This is a genomic window from Nostoc sp. FACHB-280 (genome assembly GCF_014697615.1).
GTDB lineage: Bacteria > Cyanobacteriota > Cyanobacteriia > Cyanobacteriales > Nostocaceae > Nostoc_B.
Map to the genome: position 1 here is coordinate 34,556 of NZ_JACJSD010000033.1, position 23,257 is coordinate 57,812.

Sequence of the window (23,257 nt, forward strand, 5' to 3'; positions counted from 1 at the left end):
CTTCTTTTTTAGCTGTCGTGTATACTGCGTCAGACTTCGCTACCAGTGTTCTAATATAATTCCATCTACGTAATCAAAATCAGTGTCGTCTGTCACCAACACCCAATTATGTTCTAAGCACTGAGCAGCAATCCATACATCATTCATCGGGATTGGTCGCCCCTTACGTTTCAATGCCAACCGGATTCGGGCATAGACAACTGCTGTTTCTCTATCTAATGGCACAACTACACAAACCGATATAAACTCCAAATAGCGAGGTAAATTTTGTAATGGGCGTGTAGAATTTTCTGCACCAAACAATAATTCTCCAACAACAATCGTTGGTAAAATTATTTCTGGTAAAGTTAATACTCTCTCGGTAATCGTTACATCTCCATTCAGAAAACGAACCGCAACAGAGGTATCTAGCGCAATCTCACCACTCATTCAAATCTACCCGACGGCACTCTGTTGCAATTGTGTGCTGTAGTTCTTGCGCCTCTGAATCGCTTAAAATTCCTGCAAACTTTGCCAGAGGATGATTTTTACGTATAGCTTTAACCCTGTGTAAAAAGTCCAGCACTGTTTGTACTATGTCATCGGGAGCCTGTTCGAGTTCTTGAATCAATTGCTCACGAATTTTCATATCGTGGGTTTCCTAGCAAAGTGAGTATATTTAGCTCCAGTATATCCAAACACTAACTTTGCTGCTTGGTGGATATCCCAGAATTTTGGTGATTGAGACATTCCAGCGATCGCCTTCTCATCAAATTGGCAATTCTTTCTCTCGTTGGTGAGAATAATTTTGGAGGTAATCATTGCAAGAGGTCTGATTGTGGTCTTTGCTCATTCCAGTACCCCAGATATAGTCAAAACTCGCCTCACATTAGACGAGTATCGGGCAATGGAAGAAACCCATCCAGAACGCCATGAATACCGCAATGGAGAGATTATTACAATGTCGGGAGGTTCGGAAGCCCACAGTGCGATCGCCAGCAACTTATTAATTTACTTGGGATTTTTGCTGAGAGACAGCGATTTCCGTTTGTACAACAGTGACTTGCGCGTTTGGATTCCTGAATATCAGTGTGGTACTTATACTGATTTGATGATTGTTCATGGTCAACCAGAATTTAATGAAAATCGCAATGATGAAATTCTCAATCCTTTACTGATTGTCGAAGTTCTATCGCCATCCACTGAGGCTTACGATCGCGGTGAAAAGTTCCGCAAATATCGCTCTTTGTCCAGCTTTTGTGAATATCTGCTGGTGAGCCAAACTGAACCTTACATTGAACACTATCACAACCTTGATCGTCAAAGTAGCGATCGCTGGCAATGGCAAGTTTACTCTCGCCTTGAACAGACAATCTTTTTCCACTTAAATGTAGAAATTCCCCTAACTGAAATCTATCGTCGTATTAATTTTTGAACATTTCTGGACGATAGGCTTGATAAACTACAACTGTCTGGTCGTCATACTGCGCTAGTATATGACGACCAGTTTGAGGCCAGCGAGTGATTTGATTGAGATAAGATTCTGTCACCAGCCTCATACAGTTTTCACCTAATTTCTATGCCAAGAAACTTTCGGCAAAATTTGTTTTTTATCAACTCGTTGTTGATACTTAACTGCAAAGTTTAACAGCGAATCAAGTAACGAGTCTGAGAGGTAGTGAGGTTGTAAGCCGAGGTCAAGCAGTTTGGTATTTTTGGCGTTGAAGTAATGTTCTTCTTTTTCAACTCTGGGGTTATCTATGTTGTTGATATCAACATTTAATCCCAAGGCGTTACCTGCTTTTTTGACCATCAGTGCCAAGTCACCCACACTAAATAGTTCGGTAAATTGGTTGAAGACGCGGAATTCTCCAGGTTCAGCAGGATTAGCGATCGCTAATTCCATACAGCGCACTGTATCCCGAATATCTAAGAATCCGCGAGTTTGTCCACCTTTACCATACACCGTTAAAGGATGACCAATGGCAGCTTGAATACAGAAGCGGTTTAATGCTGTCCCAAATACACCATCGTAATCTAGGCGATTAATCAACAGTTCGTCCATTCCCGTTTCTTCGGTTAAGACACCATAAACCACGCCTTGATTTAAGTCTGTTGCACGCAATCCCCAAATCCGACAAGCAAAGTGGATATTATGACTATCATGCACTTTGCTGAGGTGATACATTGAACCGGGCTGCTTGGGATACGGTAAGGTATCTTTGCGCCCATTATGTTCAATGGTGATATACCCTTCTTCAATATCGATGTTAGGTGTACCATATTCACCCATTGTTCCCAACTTGACTAAGTGGCAGTCAGGGAAGTCTTCGCGCATGGCATACAGCAAGTTGAGTGTGCCAACTACATTATTGACTTGGGTGAGAACTGCGTGTTCGCGGTCAATCATCGAGAATGGCGCGGAACGCTGTTCGCCAAAATGCACGATCGCATTTGGTTCAAATTGATGTAAAGTTTTTTGCAGAAATTCGTAATTAGTGATATCGCCTATGAATAGGTCGATAGATTTGCCGGTCAAATCTTGCCAGCGCTGGATACGTTGCTGAATCGGTGCGATCGGAGTCAGAGTTGCGATACCAAGTTCGTTATCCCAGTGCCGACGCACCAAACTATCTAAAATTCCAACTTCGTAACCTCGATTGGAGAGGTAAAGTGCGGTTGCCCAACCGCAATACCCATCGCCACCAATAACCAGGACTTTCATTTTCACCAGTTTTTACTCGCTGATAGCTAAATCTATCAGGTTTCTGTACCCCCTCAACCATCAAAAGTAGTGATTAGTGATGAGTCATTAGTCATTCGTCATTGGTCATCTGTCAAAAGGCATAAGATTTCATACTTCACACTTCACACTTCATACTTTTACCCGATATTGCTGGGCTATGTAATAAAACAACGGGTAATAATTGGAAAACTCTTGGCTGGGGCTTTTTCCCTGCCAGTAATAAGTAACTTTACCTTGAGTTAAGGTCAATTTCATCGAACCCTCTTGCTGACCAACTTCTACTAACAAAACCCCGGATACTCCTTGTGTGGTCTGAAAGTTAGGCTGGATGGCATTTTTGGTTTCTTGTGAGAGATTGCTTGCCCAACCTCTAATTTCCACCTTTTGACTGCGTGGTGAAACGAAGACAACACCATCATCGTTATCGGGAGTTGCTAACACAGTCCAATTGCTGGGATATGGAAATTCAAAGTTATAACGGGAATTTTTATAAGTCTGCCATTGCGTTTCAGAAACCTTAAAAGGTTGGCTGCATCCTGATAACAGCAACGATAAAGCGATCGCACTCGCCACAGTTTGATATCTTGTATAAATATTTCTCCAATTACTGCCAGTTTTCACTGAAAAAATAAACATAATAATATATATTTTTCCATATCACTGAGTTTGTACAAGTCTTGAAATTATTTAGTTTTATCGAGATTATTCCAGCTTTTATCTAATATTTGACTGTTATTTAAGCTAATTTTAGCTTTGTTCTAAATATAACTTAGCTTACCTTAACAGGCATAAAACAATGTAAATAAATGTAACGAAATTGCCGTCAAAACGTTTTACCAGCTTGACAAGTAATCAAGGAGCCGATAACGTGATATACATACCCGGGTAAGACCGCCAAAGAGTTATATGCAAACGCAAACTAAGCAAAAGGTTACTTTTTATATATCGCCGGAACTGCACAAAAGGTTGAAGATCCGTTCAGCAATTGATTCTGAGCCAATGTCAGAGCTTGCCGAACGCGCTCTCTACTTTTACTTGGCGAATTCAGAATTAGTAGAAGAATTAGAAGCTTCTGCTTATGGGAGGACTCACAGAGTTTATTCCTGTCCGGCTTGCGAAAGTTCACTTGCGTTACGTGATGGGGAATTAGTTGCTTTAGGTCATCAGCCTGGATTGATTGGTCAAGAGCCTATTTCCATTGATGAAATCGAAGAAGTGCCAACCCATCCCAAGAGTGAAGAAGAGTTAGTCCCTTGCTAGATAAGAATTATGAGTAAGTGATTCATAATTCAATCATCGTTACAAGTCTGTTCTTTACAGTATTAGGTCTCAAGTAGGTCGATTGTATGAAAGAAGAGCTCAACATCTTAATTCAAGCTCAATACCCTCTAATCTACCTTGTGACCTCCGAGGAAGAGCGAGCAGAGCAATCAATTTCCACAATCGCTCAAGTGTTAAAGCCCCAACGCCGAGTTTATGTCTGGACAGTAACTCATGGCATCGTGGAATATGGTCAACCCCGGACTGGAAGCCAACACAACACAGTTTCCCCAGAGGCGGCAATTGATTGGATAATTCGGCAAAAAGAGCCTGGTATATTTATTCTTAAAGATTTACACCCATTTATTGATGCGCCTGCAACAACAAGATCGTTGCGAGATGCGATCGCTAGTTTTAAAGGGCAACAAAAAAATATTATTTTAATGTCGCCGATGCACCAAGTCCCCATAGAATTGGAAAAGGAAGTAGTAGTATTAGACTTCCAACTTCCAGATATGGCGGAGTTGAATAAAGTTTTAACTTCCCATTTAGATCACCATCGTGGGCGACGGTTGACAACAGAAGCACGCGAAAAACTCCTCAGAGCCGCTTTAGGTTTAACCAAAGATGAATCTGAAAAAGTATATCGCAAAGCCCAAGTCACCACCGGACGACTAACTGAAGACGAAGTTGATATAGTTTTATCAGAGAAAAAGCAACTAATTCGGCGCAATGGCATCTTAGAATATATCGAAGAAGATGAAACCATTGATGCAGTAGGTGGCTTAGAAGAATTAAAGAAATGGCTAAAGCAACGCTCAAATGCTTTTACCGAAAGAGCAAGAGAGTATGGTTTGCCCCAACCCAAAGGGATGCTAATTTTAGGAGTACCTGGTTGTGGTAAATCATTGATAGCCAAGACAACATCCCGGCTTTGGGGTTTACCGTTGTTGCGCCTGGATATGGGACGTGTATACGACGGCTCAATGGTGGGACGAAGTGAGGCAAATCTGCGTAACGCCCTCAAAACAGCAGAATCTATCTCTCCAGCGATTCTGTTTATTGACGAGTTAGACAAATCCTTTGCTGGTAGTGCTGGTTCTGGTGACTCTGATGGTGGCACATCAAGCAGGATATTTGGGTCTTTCCTCACATGGATGCAAGAGAAAAAATCTCCAGTGTTTGTCATGGCTACAGCCAACCGAGTCGAACGCTTACCTGGGGAATTCTTGAGGAAAGGTCGATTTGATGAGATTTTCTTTGTGGATCTGCCTACACCAGAAGAACGGAGTGATATCTTCAATATTCACCTAAGCAAGCGCCGTCGTGAAGACATCTCCCGCTTTGATTTAGAGCAACTAGCCAAGATGTCGGATGGCTTTTCTGGGGCAGAAATTGAACAAGCGATAGTTGCGGCAATGTATGAAGCTTTTGCCCAAGATCGTGAGTTCACCCAACTAGATATTATTGCGGCACTGAAAGCAACCTTGCCACTGTCTCGCACGATGCAAGAACAGGTAACAGCCCTCAGAGACTGGGCTAGACAGCGAGCAAGACCAGCCGCATCCTCCGTTGCTGAATATCAGCGAATGGAGTTCTAAAAGCTTTCCCTGCTAACCCAGGGGAAAGGCTAGTTGAATAAACTAGCAGTTGAGAGAAAAAGCCGCGTCTTGTTCAGTGCGGCTTGCCGATGATAAACCGTTGTTCTTTTCTCAATCTTCTCATTGGAGGAAACCCAAATGTCTCACTTTAGCACTCTTCGCACCAAAATCACCGATGCAGAAATCCTCAAAGCTTCTTTACGCGACTTGGGTATTACCGTAAAGACAGAAGCAGATGTACGCGGTTATAACGGTCAGCGTGTACGTTCCGACATCGTTGCTGTTTTGGAAGGCGAATATGATCTCGGCTGGTCTCGCAATAGCGATGGTTCCTTCGACCTCATCGCTGACCTGTGGGGCGTTGCTAAAAAGCACAACCAAACCGAGTTAATCAACTCTATTAATCAAAAATATGCAGTCAACAAGACTTTGGCTGAAGTAAAACAGCGCGGTTTGCAAAACGCTAACGTTAAGTTGGTATTGCAATAGTAATTTCTCTGCGCGTTCCCAAAGCTGCACGGGTTAACCACACTATAGCGGTTAGCCCGCTTTTTTTGCCTTATTTCGGGGCTGGGTTGATTCTCAGTCCTGCATTTTTTATGTGTGATAATTTTATGTAGAATAAATCATCAAATGGTACTACCCCAGATAGTCATGGTTGCTGTGATTTCTCCAATGACTGTCCTGAAAATATATCTTCTCAATCTTTTTGCTGAGAAAATTTGTAACTACCCCACAAGGATAAAGCGATCGCCACTACTAATAAAATCGGTATACTGTACCAGGGAAACTCAGATAAAGGTGAGTAAACAACTGCCCGTAAACCAGTGCTGGCGTAGGTTAAAGGTAATAAGTAAACTACACATTTCAACGCTACTGGTAAGGTGCTGGGGTCAAAAAAAGTTGCACCGAGGAAAGACATCGGCACAATTACGAAGTTGTTATATAGTCCCACAGATTCGAGCGATCGCACACTTAACCCAACAATTACCCCCAACCCCGCAAATACAGCACAATTCAACACTAGCAACAACAAAAATAACGGATTTAAAAAATTCCAGTTTCCGGTAAACAGTAGTGCTACCAAAATTACCGAACCAGATGTCATCAAACCCCGCACAATTCCCGCCAGCATTTTACCAATATGCAGAGCTAAAGGATTTATGGGAACCAGTAACATCTCTTCAAAGGTTTTGCTAAACAGCCTTTCGCCACAAATGGAAAATGTCGTACCACCGAAACTAATCGTCATCGATGATAAAGCTACCATCCCCGGCAGAATAAATTCTAGATAATTATCATAATTCCCGGTCACACTTGAGCCTGGTCTAATTGAGCTACCTAATCCCAAACCAAACGCCAAAATATATATTAGCGGTGAGATTAAACCAGTGGCGGCAACTTGAGTGATTCTGGCTCGCAATTTTAACCACTCTCCCCAAAAAATTGTCAGACTATCCGCTACTAAAAGTTGAAATTGTGTAGTTTTAACTTGTTTTCCCCAGAGGAATACTTTTTGAGTTGTCACTTGCTTGCAGTCACTGATCAAAGTTTTTGTAATAATACTTTACACTCTTCAGTGATGCAATTAATACTTATCATCAAAAATGCTTATTTGACAATTTATGTATTATGAATCACTAGATATAGTGAGGCAATTTTATTTAGACTCTAAAAAGTCATCGTACTACTAAAATTTTGCAGACAATCATCGCTCAAAATCGGCATACTGAAATAAGGAGAGCAGTGCAAACAGCTCCCTGCTTTCCAAAATGTGAAGGTGTAAAGTAAAAATGAGACGTAAATCTACTGGTAGATCAGCCACAACCTCTAAACCACCGGCTTTTCAGCCTTCTCTGTTCAACCTCACGACGATCGCTGTTTTGGGAGGTGTGCTAGTTTTAGGTATTGGGATTGGCATTGCTTTTAGCTCCACAACTACATTAACGCCCTCCAACGTAGCTTCGCGGGAGTTTATTGATACAAAAGCCCCCAACCCAGAGATTTGCGTACAATACGGCGCTAGTGCAATGGTGATGGATGCCAGGTTATTTGTTACACTCAACCCATTTAACGTTTATGTTGCTCAACCAAGTATGCGTCCTGGGTGTGTGTTACGGCAAAATAACTGGGCAATTTTAGAACAACGCAAACTTATCACTTCAGAACAAGTCAGAGAATGTAAAAATCGTCTGAATACCTTTGGTTTTACAGGTAGTTTAGATAGCGAAAAGCCTGATATTAGATGTATTTATCAAAACGAAGCAGCACAAAACTTCTTCACATCTCAACCAGGTGCAGTTGCAGTGCCTCAAGAAACAGATAGATTTTAAGAGAGGCTGGGGGTTAGAGACTAGGGGCTAGGGACTAGTATTTTACTCAGCACTCACACTTCGACTCCTTTCGACTTCGCTCAAGGCAAGTCGCTCAGTGTACAGCACTCAGCACTTTTAACTTATGGCTTGGGAAGAGGTTGTCCAAACTCAATCACTGGGATTTGGACTTCATTTGATTGATAGTTGGGTGTGCTTGGTGTTGTAGGGACGGGAAAATTAGGGTTGGCTAGGGGCGGAATATTATTCACATTACTAGGTTGATTAGGAAAGTTAGCTGGAGGCAGAACTGAGCCTTGGATTTGATATGGAGTACTGGGGGCAAGTGGAGGTACTGTAATATAAGGTTGCTGTTGGTTATTAGAAATGGGCGGTAATGTACTTGGTAACTGTAGATAATTAGAGTTGGAATTTAAATTAGTAGGTGTTGGTGGATAGTAGTTGTGAGACGCTGGCGGTAGGCTATTGATGCTAGGCTGTCTGTTAGTCGGTTGAATTGAAAGATTTGTACTAGAAGTAAAAGGACGCAATACCCAGCGTGTGGGGTTGTATCTAGATACAGGTTGTAGTTTTACCTGATTGATATCTATATAAATTCCATCTGCTAAATCTAGAACGATTCGAGTTATGTTGGCGTTCAATTGAGAAACTCGGACTCGTTGAATTGCTCCAGAATAACTTTGCTTGGTTGCAACATAACCCAATTTAGTATCTGGCAAGTCAATAACCAGACGTGGAGGTTGGGAAAGATAGAAATATTGAGGCTTTGTTGCTGCTGACAGTGTAAATTCTAGTTGGGCTGCTTCTGGATAAAATTGCCAGTCATTCAATTTAGCGATTTGTGCCGCATAAGTACTAGGAGTTTCTAAAGAAATTGCTGTGTAAAATCCTAGCAAACTGATGCTAACACCCTGACTCCATAATAAAAACCATTGAGGTTTTCGGTTTGTATACATTATTTGATTCCTTTGCAACAAGAACCTTGATTTTGGGAGGGTGTAAGGGTTGGAAAAATATCTACCCTTTCACCAGCTAAACCCTTAGTTTTTAGTTTTCGTGCCTAACTTCACCCAATTTCTGACTTTCATAATTTGCCCATATTTTAATGTGGATTTACTTTTTGTGATTTTTCTGGTGTTGATTGTTTAGCAGCAGTGAATTTCAGGGTTTGAGGAATACCATTGACTGTGAATTCTCCTGTGATTTTATCTTGATCTATTAGCTGTATTTGCATAGCGATCGCTTGATTTGAGTTAGTCTGAGAGTTGGAATCAAGACACATAATTTTTGGATCAACTTTGCCAGAAAAACTGATCTGTTGATTTTTCAAGATACCTGTCAGAGAAGGTTGTTCAGTCTCTGTACTGAGATTAACTGGTACTAAAGAGGCATTCAAGTAAATACCTGATTGTTGCATATTTAATACCAGAGAACTTGCGGTTTCACAACTGGGTAATTTTGTCGCCAGAGTCAAAAGGTAGCGGCCATCAACTACAGGAGGGGCTTTAAGATTACTTTCTCCATAGGCGGTGACGGTTTTAAACAACAGTAACACTGAACCTATGGCTACTCCGTAGAAGGTTAAAGATTTAGCATTCAAATGATTCATCTGTTTAACTTGTGGAAATCCAAAATCTAAAATTGTGTGACTGTTGATTCTTGGTTGCTAATTTCTGGGAGTACAGAAGCCAAATGGGATGTAACTTGGCTATGACGGCGGGTAATAAGTAGGGAAGAACGACATTGAATAGCTAAAGCATCTGTATATCTGCCAAGGGTTTGACGTTCAATTCCCCAAACGCGGCTAGTACCAGCAATTGTCAAGTCGACAGCTTCAGAAGCTTCTACTACAGCTTGAATTGGCTCTGGAGATTCGACGGTTTTAATTTCGATGCGATCGCGTACACTAGCTGGTAATTGCTCTATCATTTTGTGCAGTTCATAACTCAACTCTTCTTGATGTTGGTTATCTCCCAGTACCTGTAAAATTCGCAACATACAAGTGTCACGGTTCAGCAAGAGTCTCAAAGCTAAAATCAAGGCTAAATCATCATGGATATTGGCTGAGTAAGGCACTAATAAATTTTCTAAGCGTTCGGAACCACGGTCTACAAACACAGCAACATCCACTGGTGCGATGCTCAGAATTTGACCAACTCGACCACCTAAGCGATTATTACTAAAAGCTGGACGGTGCCATCCCACTAGAATTAAATCAGGTTGCTCAATTTTGGCTATTTGAGCAGTTTCTCGCGCCACATTACTTGATACGCGAATGATGGGATGTATATGAGAACGAGCTATTGGCGGTTCTAAGGTATTAATTAATTCTTCTAGTTCCAGGCGACGCTGAAGAATTAATCGTTCTGCTTCCACTGGGGTACTCTCAAAAGCATAATCTTCTTGCAATTCAATTAAGCTGAGAGGATTGACGACAGCAGGTTGTTTGTAATTCAGCCCCAACGCCACTGCTAACTGTACCAAACCTTTTTGGGTGCTGGGATTTGCCACTGGGACTAAAATTCGGTAACTAGGAGCAGGTTCAACAATATTCGGGGTTTCAGTAGTTGTTTCTACTTCTAAGTCTGGTTCAACAACATCTAACTTGATGAGGCGTTTTGGATATGTCCACTCTAGTAGCGGCGAAGTCATAAATGTTGTTACCAATGCCATAATCACCAGCATGGTAAAGACTAGGGGCGAAATTACTTTTAACTCCAAACCGATATTGAGAACAATGAGTTCTGTTAAACCGCGAGTATTCATTAACCAACCAAGGGCTGAAGCTTCGCGTTTATTAATTCCACTGACACGAGCAGCGACATAAGTGCCAATATACTTGCCTGCGATCGCCACTAGCAATACCAAGCCACACAATAACCACAAATCAGGACGATTTAATAAACCAATCTGTGTCCGCAAACCACTGTAGGCAAAAAATATTGGTAGCAGAAATATCAAAACAAAATCTTCAGTTTTGACGGCTAATTCTCGCACTAAATCTGCATTTTTGGGCATGGCGGCTCCCAATAAAAATGCCCCAAAAATCAAATGAATCCCAATTAGTTCGGTGATGAGTGCAGAGCCAACTACCGCCATATAAATTACAGCTAAAAGTAACTGGCTTAAGCGTCCAGTCCGGCGGTAGTAAGTTGCTAATCGTTTCAGAAACCAGCGCCCCACCGTCAGCATAAAGCCAATGTAGACTATGCTTTCAATAATGGTAGGTATAGCACCAAAAAAATTACCAGTACGTGCAACTGCGATCGCTACTGCTAAAATACACCACGCCGTCACATCATCTACTGCTGCACAAGTTAATGCTAGGGTTCCTAAACGCGTTCCCTGCAAATTATTCTCTGTAATAATTCGCGCCAACACAGGAAAAGCAGTAATTGACATTGCTGCACCTAAAAATAAGGCAAAAGCAGTAAACGAAACACCAGCATTAGAAACCAGAGGATACAGCAGTAAAGACAAAACAGTTGCCAGAGAAAACGGCACAATGATGCTGACGTTTGAGGTAAGAATTGCTGCTTGTAAGTTTCCACTAAGATATTTAGGATTAAGTTCTAAGCCAATCAAAAACATGAAAAATATTAATCCCACCTGAGATAAAACATTAAGGAAGGGAATTGTTTCTGGCGGGAACAAACTAGCTGCTAGATGGGGGGTAAGCAATCCGAATAAAGATGGGCCAAGCATAATCCCGGCAACAATCTCACCAATTACCAAAGGTTGCTTAATTGATTTGAATGCCAGACCTATGAGCCGGGACATTCCAATAACAATCAGCACCTCGATGAGAACGAGAATAACTGTGTGCATGGTTTCCTCTGAATAACTATCTGGTTTCCCTAAGATGATTCTTGAAACAATGGGAAATTGTCAACCTAATTCATCATATTCCATGTAAATTTATGCCTTATTTTGATGTTAATTGTTGTTACAACATGGTTATATAAATCAAGTGCGAATTGGTTAAATTTATGGGATATTCAGAGAATAATTAGCAAAAATGCAGCAAAAACATTAATGAATAATGAATAATTGCTAGTTATATCTTTTGTATTAACGTCTAAGCGTTGATAAACGCAGTTAACAATTTTAAATTAAATTTTATCTGGAGAATTACTTAATATTAATGTGTTGGAAATAGTGAAAATTACTGCCAACTACTGATTTAGAACATTACTATTTGTTTTTTAAACATAGAAAATTTCATATCCCCGACTTCTTCAAGAAGTCGGGGATATGCTTGTTTTTGACAAATTCATTGATAAAAATTGGCGTGAGTCAAACAATTTTGGCTTTTAAATTGACTCCGCCGATACATTTATCTCAATTGGTATTCTGGTTGAGCATGATAGGGTGCTAAAGCATCCCATTTCAACACATCATCTAACAATGCTTGGTAGCCTAATGTATTGGGATGTAAACCATCAGCATTCATTCTTTGGCGTAACCAAATTTCACCACGTCCCATCCATTGGTCAAAAATATCCAAGTAAGGAATTTGACGTTGTTGACAAGCTAGGCGCGTGGCTTCTTTATAACGGTGTTGGTCAGTATGATTGAAATAAAAACAATCCAGAAATGGCATTTTAGTTTCATCTACAGGTGTCATACCCACAAATAAAACTGGACAAAGTTGCTGCGCCAAGTCTAGTAAATGGGCAATATCGGCTTCAAAAGTGGCGAAATCTGTGTAATTTTTGCCATTGGGACGACCTAACCGCGCTGAATCATTCACCCCAACTGAAAGAATAATTAAATCAGGAACACGATTACGGAGTTCGCCACGATGACGAAATTCTACTTCTAGTCTTTGGGCTACTTGTTGTGTGCGATCGCCTCTGACACCTAAATTATATAAAACATGACCAGCACTACCAGGCAACATCCACCATCGCCGCAGTTGTTCTACCCAACCACCACGTTCGGGATCACCAAAACCGTAAACTATGCTGTCTCCAAGAGCGACAATCTTCAAAGACTGACATTGATTAGGGGCTAAAGACAGTTGCATTGAAGAAAGAGCTTGTAATGTTTGCATCTTAAAAAAGACTATATTTTATATCTTTACAAGATTCTATACATTTCTACACTATTCCAGCGTATCTTTTTTGTCATGGGTGCTGCAATGTTGACTTTTCTGAATGTTTCACTGAATTATCTGTTAGACGCTAACTTATCAGCAACACGGGTCGTTTCTGGTAATCTGTATTTTGGTGTACAGCGCAATACATAATCAATTGCTGTGGTTAAGCTAATTTTGTGACCACTAGAAATATACAAAGGTTTAACCCCAATGCGTGTCCGTAACACTGCACCAATAGTTTCACCTTGATGTATGAGTGGTTGCCAACTACCTCTAGTTTCCGGTAATTCTTGATGCTTGCCAATGAACAGTGATTTAGCCACACCAATCGTCGGCATATCTAAAATTACCCCAAGATGACTAGCTATACCAAGTCTGCGGGGATGGGCAATACCTTGTCCATCACAGAGAATAATATCTGGTACTGTTTGAATTTTTGCTAAAGCATCCAGTACAGCTGGAATTTCTCGAAAGGAAAGAAACCCAGGAATGTAGGGAAACGAAGTCGGACGATGCGCCAAGGCTGTTTCTACAACTTTTAAATCAGGAAAACTCAGCACTGCTACAGCAGCACGGCTAATTGTACCCTCCTCTGCAAAACCCATATCAACACCAGCAACATAACTAATAGTTTCTGGGATTTGATCTTCTGTAATTACTTGTTCGCGCAAACTTTCTTGAATAGTGATAGCTTCCTCTAGGGTTTGAGGCCAATTATGAGGTTGATAAATCTTCATAATATCTGGAGAGAAAAATATAATTAAATGGGTGCGTAGACGCAAAGCGGTGAAAGATTCAGAGTCTTGGCAGTTCTCGTCGAGTCTAAGTTCGACTAAGTCGTTCTCGAAGAGTAGGACTTATCATCAGACATCGCTAATTTACTCTTTTCTGCTAATTCTTTAATTTCCCTAGACATCGTTATCAAAGCCCAATCCTTGATAAATACCACAAGCTAATCTAGCAACTACGCTCCATCAAGGCCAAATAAACCGAATAATCTGTCAAATTTAGTGATATTTAACCACTCTACCTACAGGTTGATCTTCCCTCTAAAGCATAAGCGATAAACTTCACTCTACAGGTCGATCCCAAAGTAGGATGATTCAACGTAAATATAAGTTAGGTGAAATTCGCTAAGAAAAATGATTGTGAAACACTAAAAACTGTATGGCTATATGAACTTTGATTCAGCCAACAGCGCCAGTAATTCACAATTAGATTATTCTGCAAATATCTACCTAAAAATAACTCACTAGCCCAGTATATCTTAATAATTTTGCGCCAACATTTACCCTGATGATGGCATAAATTAGCTGTGCTGGAAAAATATAACTTATGTGTTGTTAACGTTGTTTTTGAGGAATTCACATGAAGAATATGACTTCTGCTTTATCTCTATTACGTCCAGTACGTTTCCTAATTATAGCTTTTACCTGTGCATTAGTTTTATTTTCTAATGCTTTTCCTGCTTTCGCAATTGAAAGCTATAAAAGTGACCCTACAGAAGCTACCACACAACTGTTAGAAACTCAAAAGAAAACTGATGAAGTTGGTAGATCCGCACCTCCTGGATTGGAGAAAGTTCAAGAAGAATCAAATAAAGGACTCAACGAAGTGCAAGGTGATGCTGACATTGATAAAATGAAGCGTCCTGACAACTCTCAAGCTTCAACCTCAGTGAGAGATGAAGTAGAAAACCTGTTAGAAAAAGTAACAGGTAAAAAGTAAAAATGCTAATCAGCAGTCACAAAGGTAATCTAACTAGTGATATTGGGTAATACTGCATAATCTTTGAATGATAATTATGTGCCAAGTAAAGACTGTGGCTGCTAATTAGGATCAATACTCTTCATCTTTAGTTCCGCAACTTTGAGATGTTTAGATATCTGACTTATTGAAGAAGTCGGATATCTATCTATTTTTAACTACTTTGATAATTTTTCTATTCTAAGTCTGAAATCAATATCACCTTAAGTTGTAAATAATTGTTCTCTGGTAATCTTTCCTATGGTTGATGTAAATAATATTTGATTTTTGTGAACTTATAAATAAGTCTATTTAGGAATTAGAATCCATGCGTGCAATCAACATTGGTTTGACAGAAGAACAGCGTCAAGGTGTGACTAATCTGTTAAATCAAGATTTAGCAGATGCCTATTTACTGTTAGTAAAAACTAAAAAGTATCATTGGGATGTAGTCGGCCCTCAGTTCCGTAGTTTGCACCAACTTTGGGAAGAACACTACGAAAAGCTAACTGAAAATATTGATGCTTTAGCCGAACGGGTGAGAGCATTAGGTTGTTACCCTGTGGGTACAATGGAAGGATTTCTCCAAATTGCTACTCTTAAAGAACACTCAGGTGACGTTCCGACAGCCACAGGGATGGTAGCAAATCTGGTGGAAGATCATGAGCAGATTATTCGCAACCTCAGAGAACATATAGATCAGTCCAGTGAAGAGTTCCATGATGAAGGAACTGCCGACTTTTTAACTGGACTGATGGAAGAGCATGAAGAAATGGCTTGGATGTTGCGCTCTTTTATTGAAGGTCAAGAATTACAGCCTGATGGTAGCAAGCCAGAAGCAGGCACAAAAACTCCTGTGGGTGTGTAGCTTAACGCAGATTTATCTCTAAACCTAGGTAGGACTTACGCCAATTTACCTTAAACATGATACACATGGGCAACCCGCGCCTCGACTTCGCTCGGAGATCGCAACGCCAGCAGCGGCTCAGAAAAAGTGATGTGTATCAGTAGTTGTGTGAATTGGTATGAGTCCTGAACTATACAAAAGCAAATTTTAAGGAGTATGTCAGGTGCCAGAAGTTTATCAAGCAGAGCGTACTATATCAGCTGTATTTAAAGAACAGAAGCAAGTTGATGATGTAATTCGACGTTTACTTGACCGGGGTGTACCCAGAGATCACATTTCGGTGATGGGACGAAATTTTCAGTCAGAAACGCGAATTGCAGGCTTTATCACTAAAAAAGATGTAATTTTAGGTGGATTGCGAACAGGGGCGATTTTTGGTTCGCTATTTGGCTCTTTCCTCAGTTTGCTCACAGGCGTAGGCGTACTGTTCATTCCCTTTGTTGGGCCGATTGTGGCGGCTGGGCCAATCAGTGCATTACTATTAGGGGCTGCTAGTGGTGCGATCGCAGGTAGTGCTGGTGCTGGTTTAGTGTCGGTGTTCACCGCTTGGGGAATGCCGGAAGATAAGGCCGCAGTTTACCAAACTCGCTTACAAGCTGGCGAATTTCTATTAATGACAGAAGTACCAGCTAATCGTGCTGGTGAATTTCAACTACTTTTAGAAAGTGCTGGTGCTGAAGAACTGAGTACAATGGACAAAACTTTGGTTCATCCTTGTCCTGGCCCATGTAATAACCCAGAGGATTTATCTCCTGAAGTCCGCGCTCATTTATCTGAAGAAGCGCAACGAGTCTTCATCGAGCGTTACAATGCTGTGTTGAATGAAACCAGTGATGAGTTTAATGCCGAACAAGCTGCTTGGGAAGCCGTACACCAGCGGTTTGATGAAGATGAAAACGGTGTTTGGTCAAAACAAAAAGTAGGTGTTTAAGCGATCGCTTATCTTGGTTTGTTAGCTGAAAATCAAAGGGTGAAAGGAACTTGATCAACATTTCCTTTCACCTTTTTAATCTTGACAAAAAATAAATTATCCATTTTGTGGAGTAGGCATGTTGCCTGCCCTAATAGGACGGGCAACATGCCCATCCTACTAGAAAATTTGGAATTTTTAAAACCCTTGTACCCTCACACCCTTACACCAATTCTTAACAGATCAGCTTTGTGCGTCAGTCCTGTTTATGACTCATCTCCAAATTCAAGAATATGCTGGGCTGTAGCTTGTGGTTGTTCTAGATGAGGGATATGACCGGAATCTTGAATCCAAATGAGTTTACTATTGGGAATAGCTCGTTTAAATCTTTTCGCATCTGTAGTGCCTAAGATTTTATCTGAGTCTCCCCAAAGAATTAATGTGGGTTGCAGAATTTGTTCTAGTTGCTTAAATCTAAAAGCACTGTAACCACCACTTTTGGTAAAAGCAATTAAAGCTAGATGCCAACTCGGCATTTCTAAATGCAGTCCGCCACAATATGTAGCATCTAGAGTAATTAAACTAGGATTTTTATAAGCAGTGCGAGAAATGCGATCGCGGACTTTAGGATTACGCAAAAATTGTGTCGCCCAATTATCTAAGGGCGGAAACATGAATTTTGCTAAAGGTGAACCTGCTTTTAAGCCAGCACTATCAATTAACACCAGTTTTTTGACGACTTCTGGATAGGTGAGTGTAAAGTCAATGGCGGCTGCACCTCCCATCGATGCACCCACTAAAATTACAGGCTCTTTAATTAAGGTTTTCCAGAAATAATATAGATGGGTTTTAATGGCGACAGGACTAAATGCTATGCCTTGGAGTCTGTCGGTAAAGCCAAAACCGAGTAAATCCACTGCCCAGGTTTGATTATTTTCTGCCAGTAGTGGTAGTAATCGACGAAATTCTAATACAGAACTATCAAAGCCGTGGATCAGTAAAATTGGTGTGCCACCACTGCCTTGTTTCACATAAGTAGTGGTGATTGGTTGATCAGATAAAGGAGTGGCGATCGCTTGACTTTGAATACTCCGAGCTAGTGCGATCGAGTTTTGTTCAGTTAATTGCCTAACTGCGGCTGGTAAAAAGCTGGGAAACATAAGTTATAGTTTACAACACCCCATCGCCAAAATCGTGCTGATTTGTCAGCCAATGACTCAGTGTACTGAAAAAAACAGTCATGAATGTCACCATTGGAGCCAAACCCGCGTAAAATAAAGATCACTCTATTTATTGTCTCAGGAGCTAATGCCATGCCAATGGCTGTTGGCGTAATTGAAACTTTAGGTTTTCCATCTGTGTTAGCCGCAGCAGATGCAATGGTGAAATCTGCCGCAGTCACGCTGGTGTATTATGGACTAGCGGAAAGTGGTCGCTTTGTTGTTGCTGTCCGAGGACATGTTGCTGAAGTCAACAGAGCTGTTGAACAAGGTATAAATGCTGGGGAGCAGGTAAAGGCGGAAACAGTAATCACTCATTATATAGTTCCTAATCCCCCAGAAAATGTGGAAACAGTTCTGCCCATCCACTTCACCCAGAAATCTGAGCCTTTCCGGATCTTCTAAACAGTTTCGCCATTAAAATTTGTAACAAAGCTGCCTACAATTAATTTTGCAGCGATACATAGGTTGATTTATATCAGGAGATTGCTAATGTCACTACAGGCAGTTGGTTCGCTGGAAACTAAGGGTTTTCCTGCTGTGTTAGCCGCAGCAGACGCAATGGTAAAAGCTGGCCGAGTTACCCTCGTTGGTTATATCCGAGTTGGTAGCGCACGTTTTACAGTAAATATTCGGGGAGATGTTTCGGAAGTAAAAACCGCGATGGCTGCCGGTGTGGAAGCAGCAGAAAATGTTTATGGAGGCACATTAGAATCTTGGGTAATTATCCCTCGTCCTCATGAAAACGTGGAGGCTGTTTTACCAATTGCTTACACCGCAGAGGTACAGCAGTATCGTGACTCCGTAGAAAATCCGATCATCAGGTCTGGTAACGGCAGATAAAGTTAGATTTATTCACATATTAATTCCCTTGCTAAAGTCAAAAGTCCCCAGTCCAATTGCTAATCAATGATTAATAATTGCGACTAGACTATTGACTTTTTGCTAAGTATGCGGTTGCAATTTAATTCCATTTTTCCCTGCCACTATCTCCATTCCTGGAATAGAAACTCTTAAGAGAAACAAATTACTTCTACGACTAGTTGTCAAATTTGCCTATAATTAAAAAAAATTGCTTTACCAACAGCATGAAATTTTAAGAAAATTGTAGTGTTAGCGATCACGGCAATCTTTCATACAACTTTCCCATCCTGAACAGAATTAAGGAGTTAACTGTAAAAACTATGGCTTTTAGATATGAGCGCCATAGAAAAGTTAGTAGAAATTGATAAGAAAAATTACATATTTCCTCAAACACGAAGCAAAGATTTGAGGACGTGAAACTTATCCACTCAAGATAACGTCTGAAATTTCGGTAAATCTCACTGGTTCTTGAGTAGCAGTGTAGACTTTCTCGTTTTTCCGAACTGAAGCACTTTAATCCTAGTTTGTCCTGATCAGATTGATTTAGGATTAGTCAGCTTTTTAGGTATTTTGATGATAAGTTGACAAAAATTGAAAATTATGAAATATGAAAAAAATTGCTAACTACAAAAATTTTTATTGTGCAGAAAATAAAAATCCAATTTTAATTTGAAAACTTCTGCATAAAGTTTGGGAATAAAAACGTAAATAAGAATAGAATCGCTGAAATGTCTTCATGAAAGTGACCGATTCATGGACAACTGCCAGCCAAGATGTTAAGAGTGAGTGACGATCAACGGGGGTTGTGATGCAAACTTTAAGGCAAGGTTTTGAGGAAAACAATCTCACTATGGCAACAGATGCAGACAAACTGGCACAGTATTGGCACAAACGCCTAGCTGTAGAAATTCCAGAACAAAGCACATCTGTGAGGGAGAGTATTGTTTTGTGGCTTTTAGGCAAAGACTTAAACAGATTTGAACTATTAGACCCCAAACAACTAGAAATTGCTAAACAAGCAATGGAATATCGCTGGAAAATTTTACATCAACGCTACTTGGGTCTTGGTAGAGAGCGGGCTTATCGTAACTTAATTACTCGCTTAGGGAGTTTAGTCAGCTTACGCCATAAAATTCAAACTTGGGTAGCCCTCAGCCGCGATCGCCAACGCAGTGTCATAGATGTCTTACAAGAAGTCATCCAAGAACTGCTGCAAAGCGATACTTATATGCAGCAACAAATGGCCTGTATTGCCGAATTCACCACCGACAGAAGACTACAAGATACATTACTGTTTGCCAGCATTGAAGAGTATGCCTTGCGGCCCGTCCGCAATCAACCGCTACTGGTTTACAGATTTGTCAATTACTTGCGTCGGACTCAGCGCGGTGGCTTAACTCAAGTACCGGGTAGTGATCTGGTGAGACTGGTTTCCGAAGAAATTCTCACCGATGACAGTGATAATCGTGTCAACTTGGTAGATACCCAAGCGATCGCTGAATATCAAGAAGCACAACAACTAGAAGAACAACAAGCACTGCGCCAGTCTGTGCAAACAGAATTTGCCGACTACTTACAAGAAAATCTTGGAAAAGACGCAGTAGATTGGCTGCGGTTATATCTCCAAGGCAAATCTCAAGACGAAATTGCCAAACAGCTGCAAAAACCCATTCGAGAAATCTACCGTCTGCGGGAGAAAATCAGCTACCATGCAGTCCGGGTTTTTGCCCTCAAAGGGAAACCAGAACTTGTTAATAGCTGGCTATCAATTTCCTTAGAAGAACATAATTTGGGACTGACACCTAACCAATGGCAACAACTTTACCAAAAATTAACACCATTGGGTCAGCAAGTGCTAGATTTACGCAAAGCAGGTCATACCCTAGAAGCGATCGCCCAACAGTTAGGTCTGAAAACCCATCAAGCAATGGGAGAATGGACAAAAATTTATCTTACCGCCCAATCACTGAGAACCGAAGAATCAGGAGTATAAGCAGCAGCCGCAATTTCTGCCCTCAAATTCATCGGAGACTTTGCGGAATGCCCTTGGGAGCGCAACTTTCTCACGCTCACTGACATCAACAAAGACTAATTATTACAGAAAAATTTATACCTATCAAACCCAGCATCATCTTACTGAGATTAACTGAGATTAATTTAATTTTTACCAAGATAACAAAGTATCTTTATTTACTGCCAACTAGCTTAGAGCAAAATAAAATATAAGGAAACTGTAAATAATTAAACCTATGTTGTCTTCAGAGGACAAATCAAATGATACCGAAGCCAGTGAGCAGCAGGTACTATCGAATATACCGATCAACTTAGAACAAGAAAGCGATCGGCAACAAATATTTCAGCTAATTGATCATCTCTTGTCCTTTGAAGCTTGCTTGTACCACCAAATTCTGCCCTTTCGACTAGAAGGTAAAAAATTACTCCTAGGAATGGTGCATCCGCAAGACAGCAGCGCCCTTGATTACGTAAATCGCATCCTAGCTTATATCCACTGCACAATGGTGGCTCAAGAAATTGCCAGCGACAGCCACCGCCAAATCCTCTCAGCCTACCTCAACTATAAAAATACTTTTAGCTCAAATATTCCAGCCCTCAATCATTCTGATCTCAGCTCATCTCAACAGCAACCACCAACATCAATGGTGGCAAATATGGAAACTCCTGAAAATACTCGCAAATTAACAGATTTTCCGCCGCTTCCAGAACCCAACCTTTCAGCTTTAGCCCAAAAGCTCAAAGAAGAAATCACAGAAGCTACACTGGCAACTAATTTAACCATCCTGCCAGTCCCTACCCCAGAACTATCCACTCCTGTGGAAGTGCTGGCACTGCTCCCACCCAAGAAACTACTAGAGGAATTACTCGGTCGAGTTTTGGGTGGCGGCATTGGTCGCTTGTATTTAGAAAGACAACCCTACCAAGGTAGGATACTCTGGAGTGATAACGGTGTTGTACAGTCGGTACTAGATAATTTACCTCTATCAGTTTTTCAAGGTGTACTGAATGAATTAAAGCGATTTGCTAGTTTACCTGTAGCCACAATTACAGAACCAAAACAAATAGAAAAAGAATGTTTATATCAACAAAACCGTTTGTTATTACGCCTGCGAGTCATGCCAGGCATTTATGGTGAAGAAGCCACACTACAAGTATTGCGAGGAGCCGCCTTAAAGTTTTATCAACAACAACAATTAGCTCGTCTAAGCCGTGATATTTTGGGTATTTCTCAACAACTTAGCTATAAATTACAAGAACTGCATCAAAGGCTGATACTCAACTCTAGCCTCACATCAGAACAATCAGATGCTTTAGATAATTTAAATCGCATCGTGGAAAACTTAGACCAACAAGTCAAAATACTCACAGCAAATAGCGATTCAATGAGCAAATAATAAATCACAATTGGGTCAGTAAAACCGCTGATTTCGATCCCTGACATAATTGCTATGTTGTAAAGGAACATTAAACCGAAAAACCATAGATTGTTAGTCTGAATTATTACATTTTAAATATGTATTAATACTGTGGTAACGGGTTTAAAACTTATAGCAGTCAACTAAATTTTCCATTATTGAATTCATTTTTTACAGATATTTCATGCAGACTGAGGTTTTTAGTGAACTTTTCCCCTTGCTGAGTACAGCCAACCCACAAACTTTAGAATGGCTGCTCAATGTTGCCGTTGATCACGAATATCCCGTAGGACGAGCCGTATTGATGGAAGATGCCTGGGGTAACGCCGTTTACTTTGTAGTATCTGGCTGGGTAAAAGTCCGCCGTACCTCTGGCGAAGATTCTGTGGCCATAGCGATTTTAGGTCGGGGTGATTTTTTTGGCGAAATGGCAATTTTAGATGAATCTCCACGTTCTACGGATGTAATTGCCCTTTCACCTGTAAAATTACTGAGTATTTCTAGAGAGCGTTTTATTCAAATCTTGTTTAAAGATCCACAATTACACCATCGGATGCTGCAACTGATGGTGCGAAGAATCCGACAATTTAACCAAAGGTTACAAATTCGCTCTTCACCTCCAGCCGTCAAACTGGCTCACACCTTAGTCAGCTTGGGTGAAAGTTATGGACAAGACTCAGAACGTGGTAAAGAAATTTTTAATATTCCCTTTAAAGATTTGGCAGAAGTGACAGAAATTGGAGTTGAGGAAACCACCAAAATCATGGAAAAGCTACATGAAAAAGGATGGATTACAATTGATCATGCTAATAACATCATTTACTTGGTTAATTTCAAGCAACTGATGAATTTGGCTGGGAAAGTCTAATTTTGGGTTGAGTATAGGGTCAAAGAATTCAACTGCTACGAAAACTGATGTACATTAGCTATCCAAGTCAGAGATTGAAGAACTTTGGGACTAACGGCTGATGCTTTTGTTAGGAAGTCTTGAAAAAGAATCAACGGCAGAGGCCGCAGGTGAGCTTTAAAAGTTGAGTCACAAGTTTTGAAATCAGCTCTACTGACTATTTTGGATGAAAAGCACCCAAGCATCAAAAATGCTGGAAACACATGCTTGGTAGGAAAAATTAATTAATTATGGATAAAAATACCGGAAGCT

General features: G+C 40.7%; 26 protein-coding genes. 13 read left to right on the forward strand and 13 right to left on the reverse strand.

Going from position 1 to position 23,257, the window contains the following annotated elements; genetic code table 11:
• Positions 1–39 precede the first annotated feature (39 nt).
• The 3 genes from H6G75_RS21905 to H6G75_RS21915 are packed head-to-tail and all read right to left on the reverse strand — an operon-like array spanning position 40 to position 801.
• On the reverse strand, positions 40–429 hold the full coding sequence (locus tag H6G75_RS21905; RefSeq protein ID WP_190982102.1) for a type II toxin-antitoxin system VapC family toxin: 390 nt from the start codon (positions 427–429) through the stop codon (positions 40–42).
• Entirely contained in the window at positions 419–628 is a 210-nt protein-coding gene (locus tag H6G75_RS21910) for a hypothetical protein (RefSeq protein WP_190982103.1), read from the reverse strand. The genes H6G75_RS21905 and H6G75_RS21910 overlap by 11 nt, the downstream gene beginning before the upstream one ends.
• Entirely contained in the window at positions 625–801 is a 177-nt protein-coding gene (locus H6G75_RS21915) for a hypothetical protein (protein ID WP_190982104.1), read from the reverse strand. Before H6G75_RS21915 ends, H6G75_RS21910 begins: the two co-directional genes overlap by 4 nt.
• A 16-nt stretch (positions 802–817) precedes the next feature.
• Between H6G75_RS21915 and H6G75_RS21920 the strand changes: the two genes are divergently transcribed.
• Positions 818–1,414, forward strand: coding sequence for a Uma2 family endonuclease (locus tag H6G75_RS21920; RefSeq protein WP_190982138.1), 597 nt, complete (start codon positions 818–820; stop codon positions 1,412–1,414).
• Here the strand turns inward: H6G75_RS21920 and H6G75_RS33575 are convergent.
• The 3 genes from H6G75_RS33575 to H6G75_RS21930 form a co-directional block, all read right to left on the reverse strand.
• On the reverse strand, positions 1,404–1,538 hold the full coding sequence (locus H6G75_RS33575) for a hypothetical protein (protein ID WP_277884100.1): 135 nt from the start codon (positions 1,536–1,538) through the stop codon (positions 1,404–1,406). The genes H6G75_RS21920 and H6G75_RS33575 overlap by 11 nt on opposite strands.
• Positions 1,539–1,549: 11 nt before the next feature.
• Positions 1,550–2,704 (reverse strand): NAD-dependent epimerase/dehydratase family protein, encoded by a 1,155-nt coding sequence (locus H6G75_RS21925; protein ID WP_190982105.1) that lies wholly within the window; start codon positions 2,702–2,704, stop codon positions 1,550–1,552.
• A gap of 150 nt (positions 2,705–2,854) precedes the next feature.
• Complete coding sequence (locus H6G75_RS21930) at positions 2,855–3,361, reverse strand: hypothetical protein (RefSeq protein WP_190982106.1); 507 nt, start codon at positions 3,359–3,361, stop codon at positions 2,855–2,857.
• Positions 3,362–3,631: 270 nt separating this feature from the next.
• Between H6G75_RS21930 and H6G75_RS21935 the strand changes: the two genes are divergently transcribed.
• The 3 genes from H6G75_RS21935 to H6G75_RS21945 all read left to right on the forward strand — a co-directional run bounded on the left by H6G75_RS21935 (position 3,632) and on the right by H6G75_RS21945 (position 6,075).
• On the forward strand, positions 3,632–3,985 hold the full coding sequence (locus H6G75_RS21935) for a hypothetical protein (RefSeq protein ID WP_190982107.1): 354 nt from the start codon (positions 3,632–3,634) through the stop codon (positions 3,983–3,985).
• A gap of 86 nt (positions 3,986–4,071) precedes the next feature.
• Positions 4,072–5,586 (forward strand): AAA family ATPase, encoded by a 1,515-nt coding sequence (locus H6G75_RS21940; protein WP_190982108.1) that lies wholly within the window; start codon positions 4,072–4,074, stop codon positions 5,584–5,586.
• A 138-nt stretch (positions 5,587–5,724) separates the two neighbouring features.
• On the forward strand, positions 5,725–6,075 hold the full coding sequence (locus H6G75_RS21945) for a DUF1257 domain-containing protein (protein WP_015113818.1): 351 nt from the start codon (positions 5,725–5,727) through the stop codon (positions 6,073–6,075).
• 211 nt (positions 6,076–6,286) lie between these two features.
• Here H6G75_RS21945 and H6G75_RS21950 read toward each other — a convergent pair whose 3' ends face one another.
• Entirely contained in the window at positions 6,287–7,114 is an 828-nt protein-coding gene (locus tag H6G75_RS21950) for an ABC transporter permease (protein WP_190982109.1), read from the reverse strand.
• Positions 7,115–7,379: 265 nt separating this feature from the next.
• Between H6G75_RS21950 and H6G75_RS21955 the strand changes: the two genes are divergently transcribed.
• Positions 7,380–7,919, forward strand: coding sequence for a DUF3172 domain-containing protein (locus tag H6G75_RS21955; RefSeq protein ID WP_190982110.1), 540 nt, complete (start codon positions 7,380–7,382; stop codon positions 7,917–7,919).
• Between the two features lie 122 nt (positions 7,920–8,041).
• Here H6G75_RS21955 and H6G75_RS21960 read toward each other — a convergent pair whose 3' ends face one another.
• The 5 genes from H6G75_RS21960 to nfi all read right to left on the reverse strand — a co-directional run bounded on the left by H6G75_RS21960 (position 8,042) and on the right by nfi (position 13,757).
• Positions 8,042–8,875, reverse strand: coding sequence for an AMIN domain-containing protein (locus H6G75_RS21960; RefSeq protein ID WP_190982111.1), 834 nt, complete (start codon positions 8,873–8,875; stop codon positions 8,042–8,044).
• Positions 8,876–9,021: 146 nt separating this feature from the next.
• Complete coding sequence (locus H6G75_RS21965) at positions 9,022–9,528, reverse strand: hypothetical protein (protein WP_190982112.1); 507 nt, start codon at positions 9,526–9,528, stop codon at positions 9,022–9,024.
• A gap of 26 nt (positions 9,529–9,554) precedes the next feature.
• Positions 9,555–11,747 (reverse strand): cation:proton antiporter, encoded by a 2,193-nt coding sequence (locus H6G75_RS21970; RefSeq protein WP_190982113.1) that lies wholly within the window; start codon positions 11,745–11,747, stop codon positions 9,555–9,557.
• A 508-nt stretch (positions 11,748–12,255) separates the two neighbouring features.
• Entirely contained in the window at positions 12,256–12,975 is a 720-nt protein-coding gene (locus H6G75_RS21975) for a GDSL-type esterase/lipase family protein (RefSeq protein ID WP_190982114.1), read from the reverse strand.
• Between the two features lie 116 nt (positions 12,976–13,091).
• On the reverse strand, positions 13,092–13,757 hold the full coding sequence (gene nfi / locus H6G75_RS21980; RefSeq protein WP_190982115.1) for a deoxyribonuclease V: 666 nt from the start codon (positions 13,755–13,757) through the stop codon (positions 13,092–13,094).
• Between the two features lie 631 nt (positions 13,758–14,388).
• Here nfi and H6G75_RS21985 point away from each other — a divergent pair.
• The 3 genes from H6G75_RS21985 (at position 14,389) to H6G75_RS21995 (ending at position 16,604) form a co-directional block, all read left to right on the forward strand.
• Positions 14,389–14,748, forward strand: a complete 360-nt coding sequence (locus H6G75_RS21985; RefSeq protein WP_190982116.1) for a hypothetical protein — start codon at positions 14,389–14,391, stop codon at positions 14,746–14,748.
• A 346-nt stretch (positions 14,749–15,094) separates the two neighbouring features.
• Positions 15,095–15,634: a Dps family protein gene (locus tag H6G75_RS21990; RefSeq protein ID WP_190982117.1), complete on the forward strand. Its 540-nt coding sequence runs from the start codon at positions 15,095–15,097 to the stop codon at positions 15,632–15,634.
• A gap of 202 nt (positions 15,635–15,836) precedes the next feature.
• Positions 15,837–16,604 carry a ChaB family protein gene (locus H6G75_RS21995; RefSeq protein WP_190982118.1) on the forward strand — a complete coding sequence of 256 codons (768 nt, stop codon included), beginning with the start codon at positions 15,837–15,839 and terminating at the stop codon, positions 16,602–16,604.
• 245 nt (positions 16,605–16,849) lie between these two features.
• Here H6G75_RS21995 and H6G75_RS22000 read toward each other — a convergent pair whose 3' ends face one another.
• Positions 16,850–17,743 (reverse strand): alpha/beta fold hydrolase, encoded by an 894-nt coding sequence (locus H6G75_RS22000; RefSeq protein ID WP_190982119.1) that lies wholly within the window; start codon positions 17,741–17,743, stop codon positions 16,850–16,852.
• Positions 17,744–17,896: 153 nt separating this feature from the next.
• Here H6G75_RS22000 and H6G75_RS22005 point away from each other — a divergent pair, with 153 nt between their 5' ends.
• The 5 genes from H6G75_RS22005 to H6G75_RS22025 all read left to right on the forward strand — a co-directional run bounded on the left by H6G75_RS22005 (position 17,897) and on the right by H6G75_RS22025 (position 22,966).
• Positions 17,897–18,208: a carbon dioxide-concentrating mechanism protein CcmK gene (locus H6G75_RS22005; RefSeq protein WP_190982120.1), complete on the forward strand. Its 312-nt coding sequence runs from the start codon at positions 17,897–17,899 to the stop codon at positions 18,206–18,208.
• An 87-nt stretch (positions 18,209–18,295) separates the two neighbouring features.
• Complete coding sequence (locus tag H6G75_RS22010) at positions 18,296–18,646, forward strand: carbon dioxide-concentrating mechanism protein CcmK (RefSeq protein ID WP_190589813.1); 351 nt, start codon at positions 18,296–18,298, stop codon at positions 18,644–18,646.
• A gap of 871 nt (positions 18,647–19,517) precedes the next feature.
• Positions 19,518–20,660 carry a HetZ-related protein 2 gene (locus tag H6G75_RS22015; protein ID WP_242051610.1) on the forward strand — a complete coding sequence of 381 codons (1,143 nt, stop codon included), beginning with the start codon at positions 19,518–19,520 and terminating at the stop codon, positions 20,658–20,660.
• Between the two features lie 256 nt (positions 20,661–20,916).
• Positions 20,917–22,077 (forward strand): pilus assembly protein PilB, encoded by a 1,161-nt coding sequence (locus tag H6G75_RS22020; RefSeq protein WP_190982122.1) that lies wholly within the window; start codon positions 20,917–20,919, stop codon positions 22,075–22,077.
• Positions 22,078–22,282: 205 nt separating this feature from the next.
• Complete coding sequence (locus H6G75_RS22025) at positions 22,283–22,966, forward strand: Crp/Fnr family transcriptional regulator (protein ID WP_190982123.1); 684 nt, start codon at positions 22,283–22,285, stop codon at positions 22,964–22,966.
• Positions 22,967–23,257 lie beyond the last annotated feature (291 nt).

What these genes read in the sequence shown, in the direction of transcription:
- H6G75_RS21905 (WP_190982102.1), bottom strand. Translation starts at nt 429, where the DNA reads ATGAGTGGTGAGATTGCGCTAGATACCTCTGTTGCGGTTCGTTTTCTG.
- H6G75_RS21910 (WP_190982103.1), bottom strand. Translation starts at nt 628, where the DNA reads ATGAAAATTCGTGAGCAATTGATTCAAGAACTCGAACAGGCTCCCGAT.
- H6G75_RS21915 (WP_190982104.1), bottom strand. Translation starts at nt 801, where the DNA reads ATGATTACCTCCAAAATTATTCTCACCAACGAGAGAAAGAATTGCCAA.
- H6G75_RS33575 (WP_277884100.1), bottom strand. Translation starts at nt 1,538, where the DNA reads ATGAGGCTGGTGACAGAATCTTATCTCAATCAAATCACTCGCTGGCCT.
- H6G75_RS21925 (WP_190982105.1), bottom strand. Translation starts at nt 2,704, where the DNA reads ATGAAAGTCCTGGTTATTGGTGGCGATGGGTATTGCGGTTGGGCAACC.
- H6G75_RS21930 (WP_190982106.1), bottom strand. Translation starts at nt 3,361, where the DNA reads ATGTTTATTTTTTCAGTGAAAACTGGCAGTAATTGGAGAAATATTTAT.
- H6G75_RS21935 (WP_190982107.1), top strand. Translation starts at nt 3,632, where the DNA reads ATGCAAACGCAAACTAAGCAAAAGGTTACTTTTTATATATCGCCGGAA.
- H6G75_RS21940 (WP_190982108.1), top strand. Translation starts at nt 4,072, where the DNA reads ATGAAAGAAGAGCTCAACATCTTAATTCAAGCTCAATACCCTCTAATC.
- H6G75_RS21945 (WP_015113818.1), top strand. Translation starts at nt 5,725, where the DNA reads ATGTCTCACTTTAGCACTCTTCGCACCAAAATCACCGATGCAGAAATC.
- H6G75_RS21955 (WP_190982110.1), top strand. Translation starts at nt 7,380, where the DNA reads ATGAGACGTAAATCTACTGGTAGATCAGCCACAACCTCTAAACCACCG.
- H6G75_RS21960 (WP_190982111.1), bottom strand. Translation starts at nt 8,875, where the DNA reads ATGTATACAAACCGAAAACCTCAATGGTTTTTATTATGGAGTCAGGGT.
- H6G75_RS21965 (WP_190982112.1), bottom strand. Translation starts at nt 9,528, where the DNA reads ATGAATCATTTGAATGCTAAATCTTTAACCTTCTACGGAGTAGCCATA.
- H6G75_RS21970 (WP_190982113.1), bottom strand. Translation starts at nt 11,747, where the DNA reads ATGCACACAGTTATTCTCGTTCTCATCGAGGTGCTGATTGTTATTGGA.
- H6G75_RS21975 (WP_190982114.1), bottom strand. Translation starts at nt 12,975, where the DNA reads ATGCAAACATTACAAGCTCTTTCTTCAATGCAACTGTCTTTAGCCCCT.
- nfi (WP_190982115.1), bottom strand. Translation starts at nt 13,757, where the DNA reads ATGAAGATTTATCAACCTCATAATTGGCCTCAAACCCTAGAGGAAGCT.
- H6G75_RS21985 (WP_190982116.1), top strand. Translation starts at nt 14,389, where the DNA reads ATGAAGAATATGACTTCTGCTTTATCTCTATTACGTCCAGTACGTTTC.
- H6G75_RS21990 (WP_190982117.1), top strand. Translation starts at nt 15,095, where the DNA reads ATGCGTGCAATCAACATTGGTTTGACAGAAGAACAGCGTCAAGGTGTG.
- H6G75_RS22000 (WP_190982119.1), bottom strand. Translation starts at nt 17,743, where the DNA reads ATGTTTCCCAGCTTTTTACCAGCCGCAGTTAGGCAATTAACTGAACAA.
- H6G75_RS22005 (WP_190982120.1), top strand. Translation starts at nt 17,897, where the DNA reads ATGCCAATGGCTGTTGGCGTAATTGAAACTTTAGGTTTTCCATCTGTG.
- H6G75_RS22010 (WP_190589813.1), top strand. Translation starts at nt 18,296, where the DNA reads ATGTCACTACAGGCAGTTGGTTCGCTGGAAACTAAGGGTTTTCCTGCT.
- H6G75_RS22015 (WP_242051610.1), top strand. Translation starts at nt 19,518, where the DNA reads ATGGCAACAGATGCAGACAAACTGGCACAGTATTGGCACAAACGCCTA.
- H6G75_RS22020 (WP_190982122.1), top strand. Translation starts at nt 20,917, where the DNA reads ATGTTGTCTTCAGAGGACAAATCAAATGATACCGAAGCCAGTGAGCAG.
- H6G75_RS22025 (WP_190982123.1), top strand. Translation starts at nt 22,283, where the DNA reads ATGCAGACTGAGGTTTTTAGTGAACTTTTCCCCTTGCTGAGTACAGCC.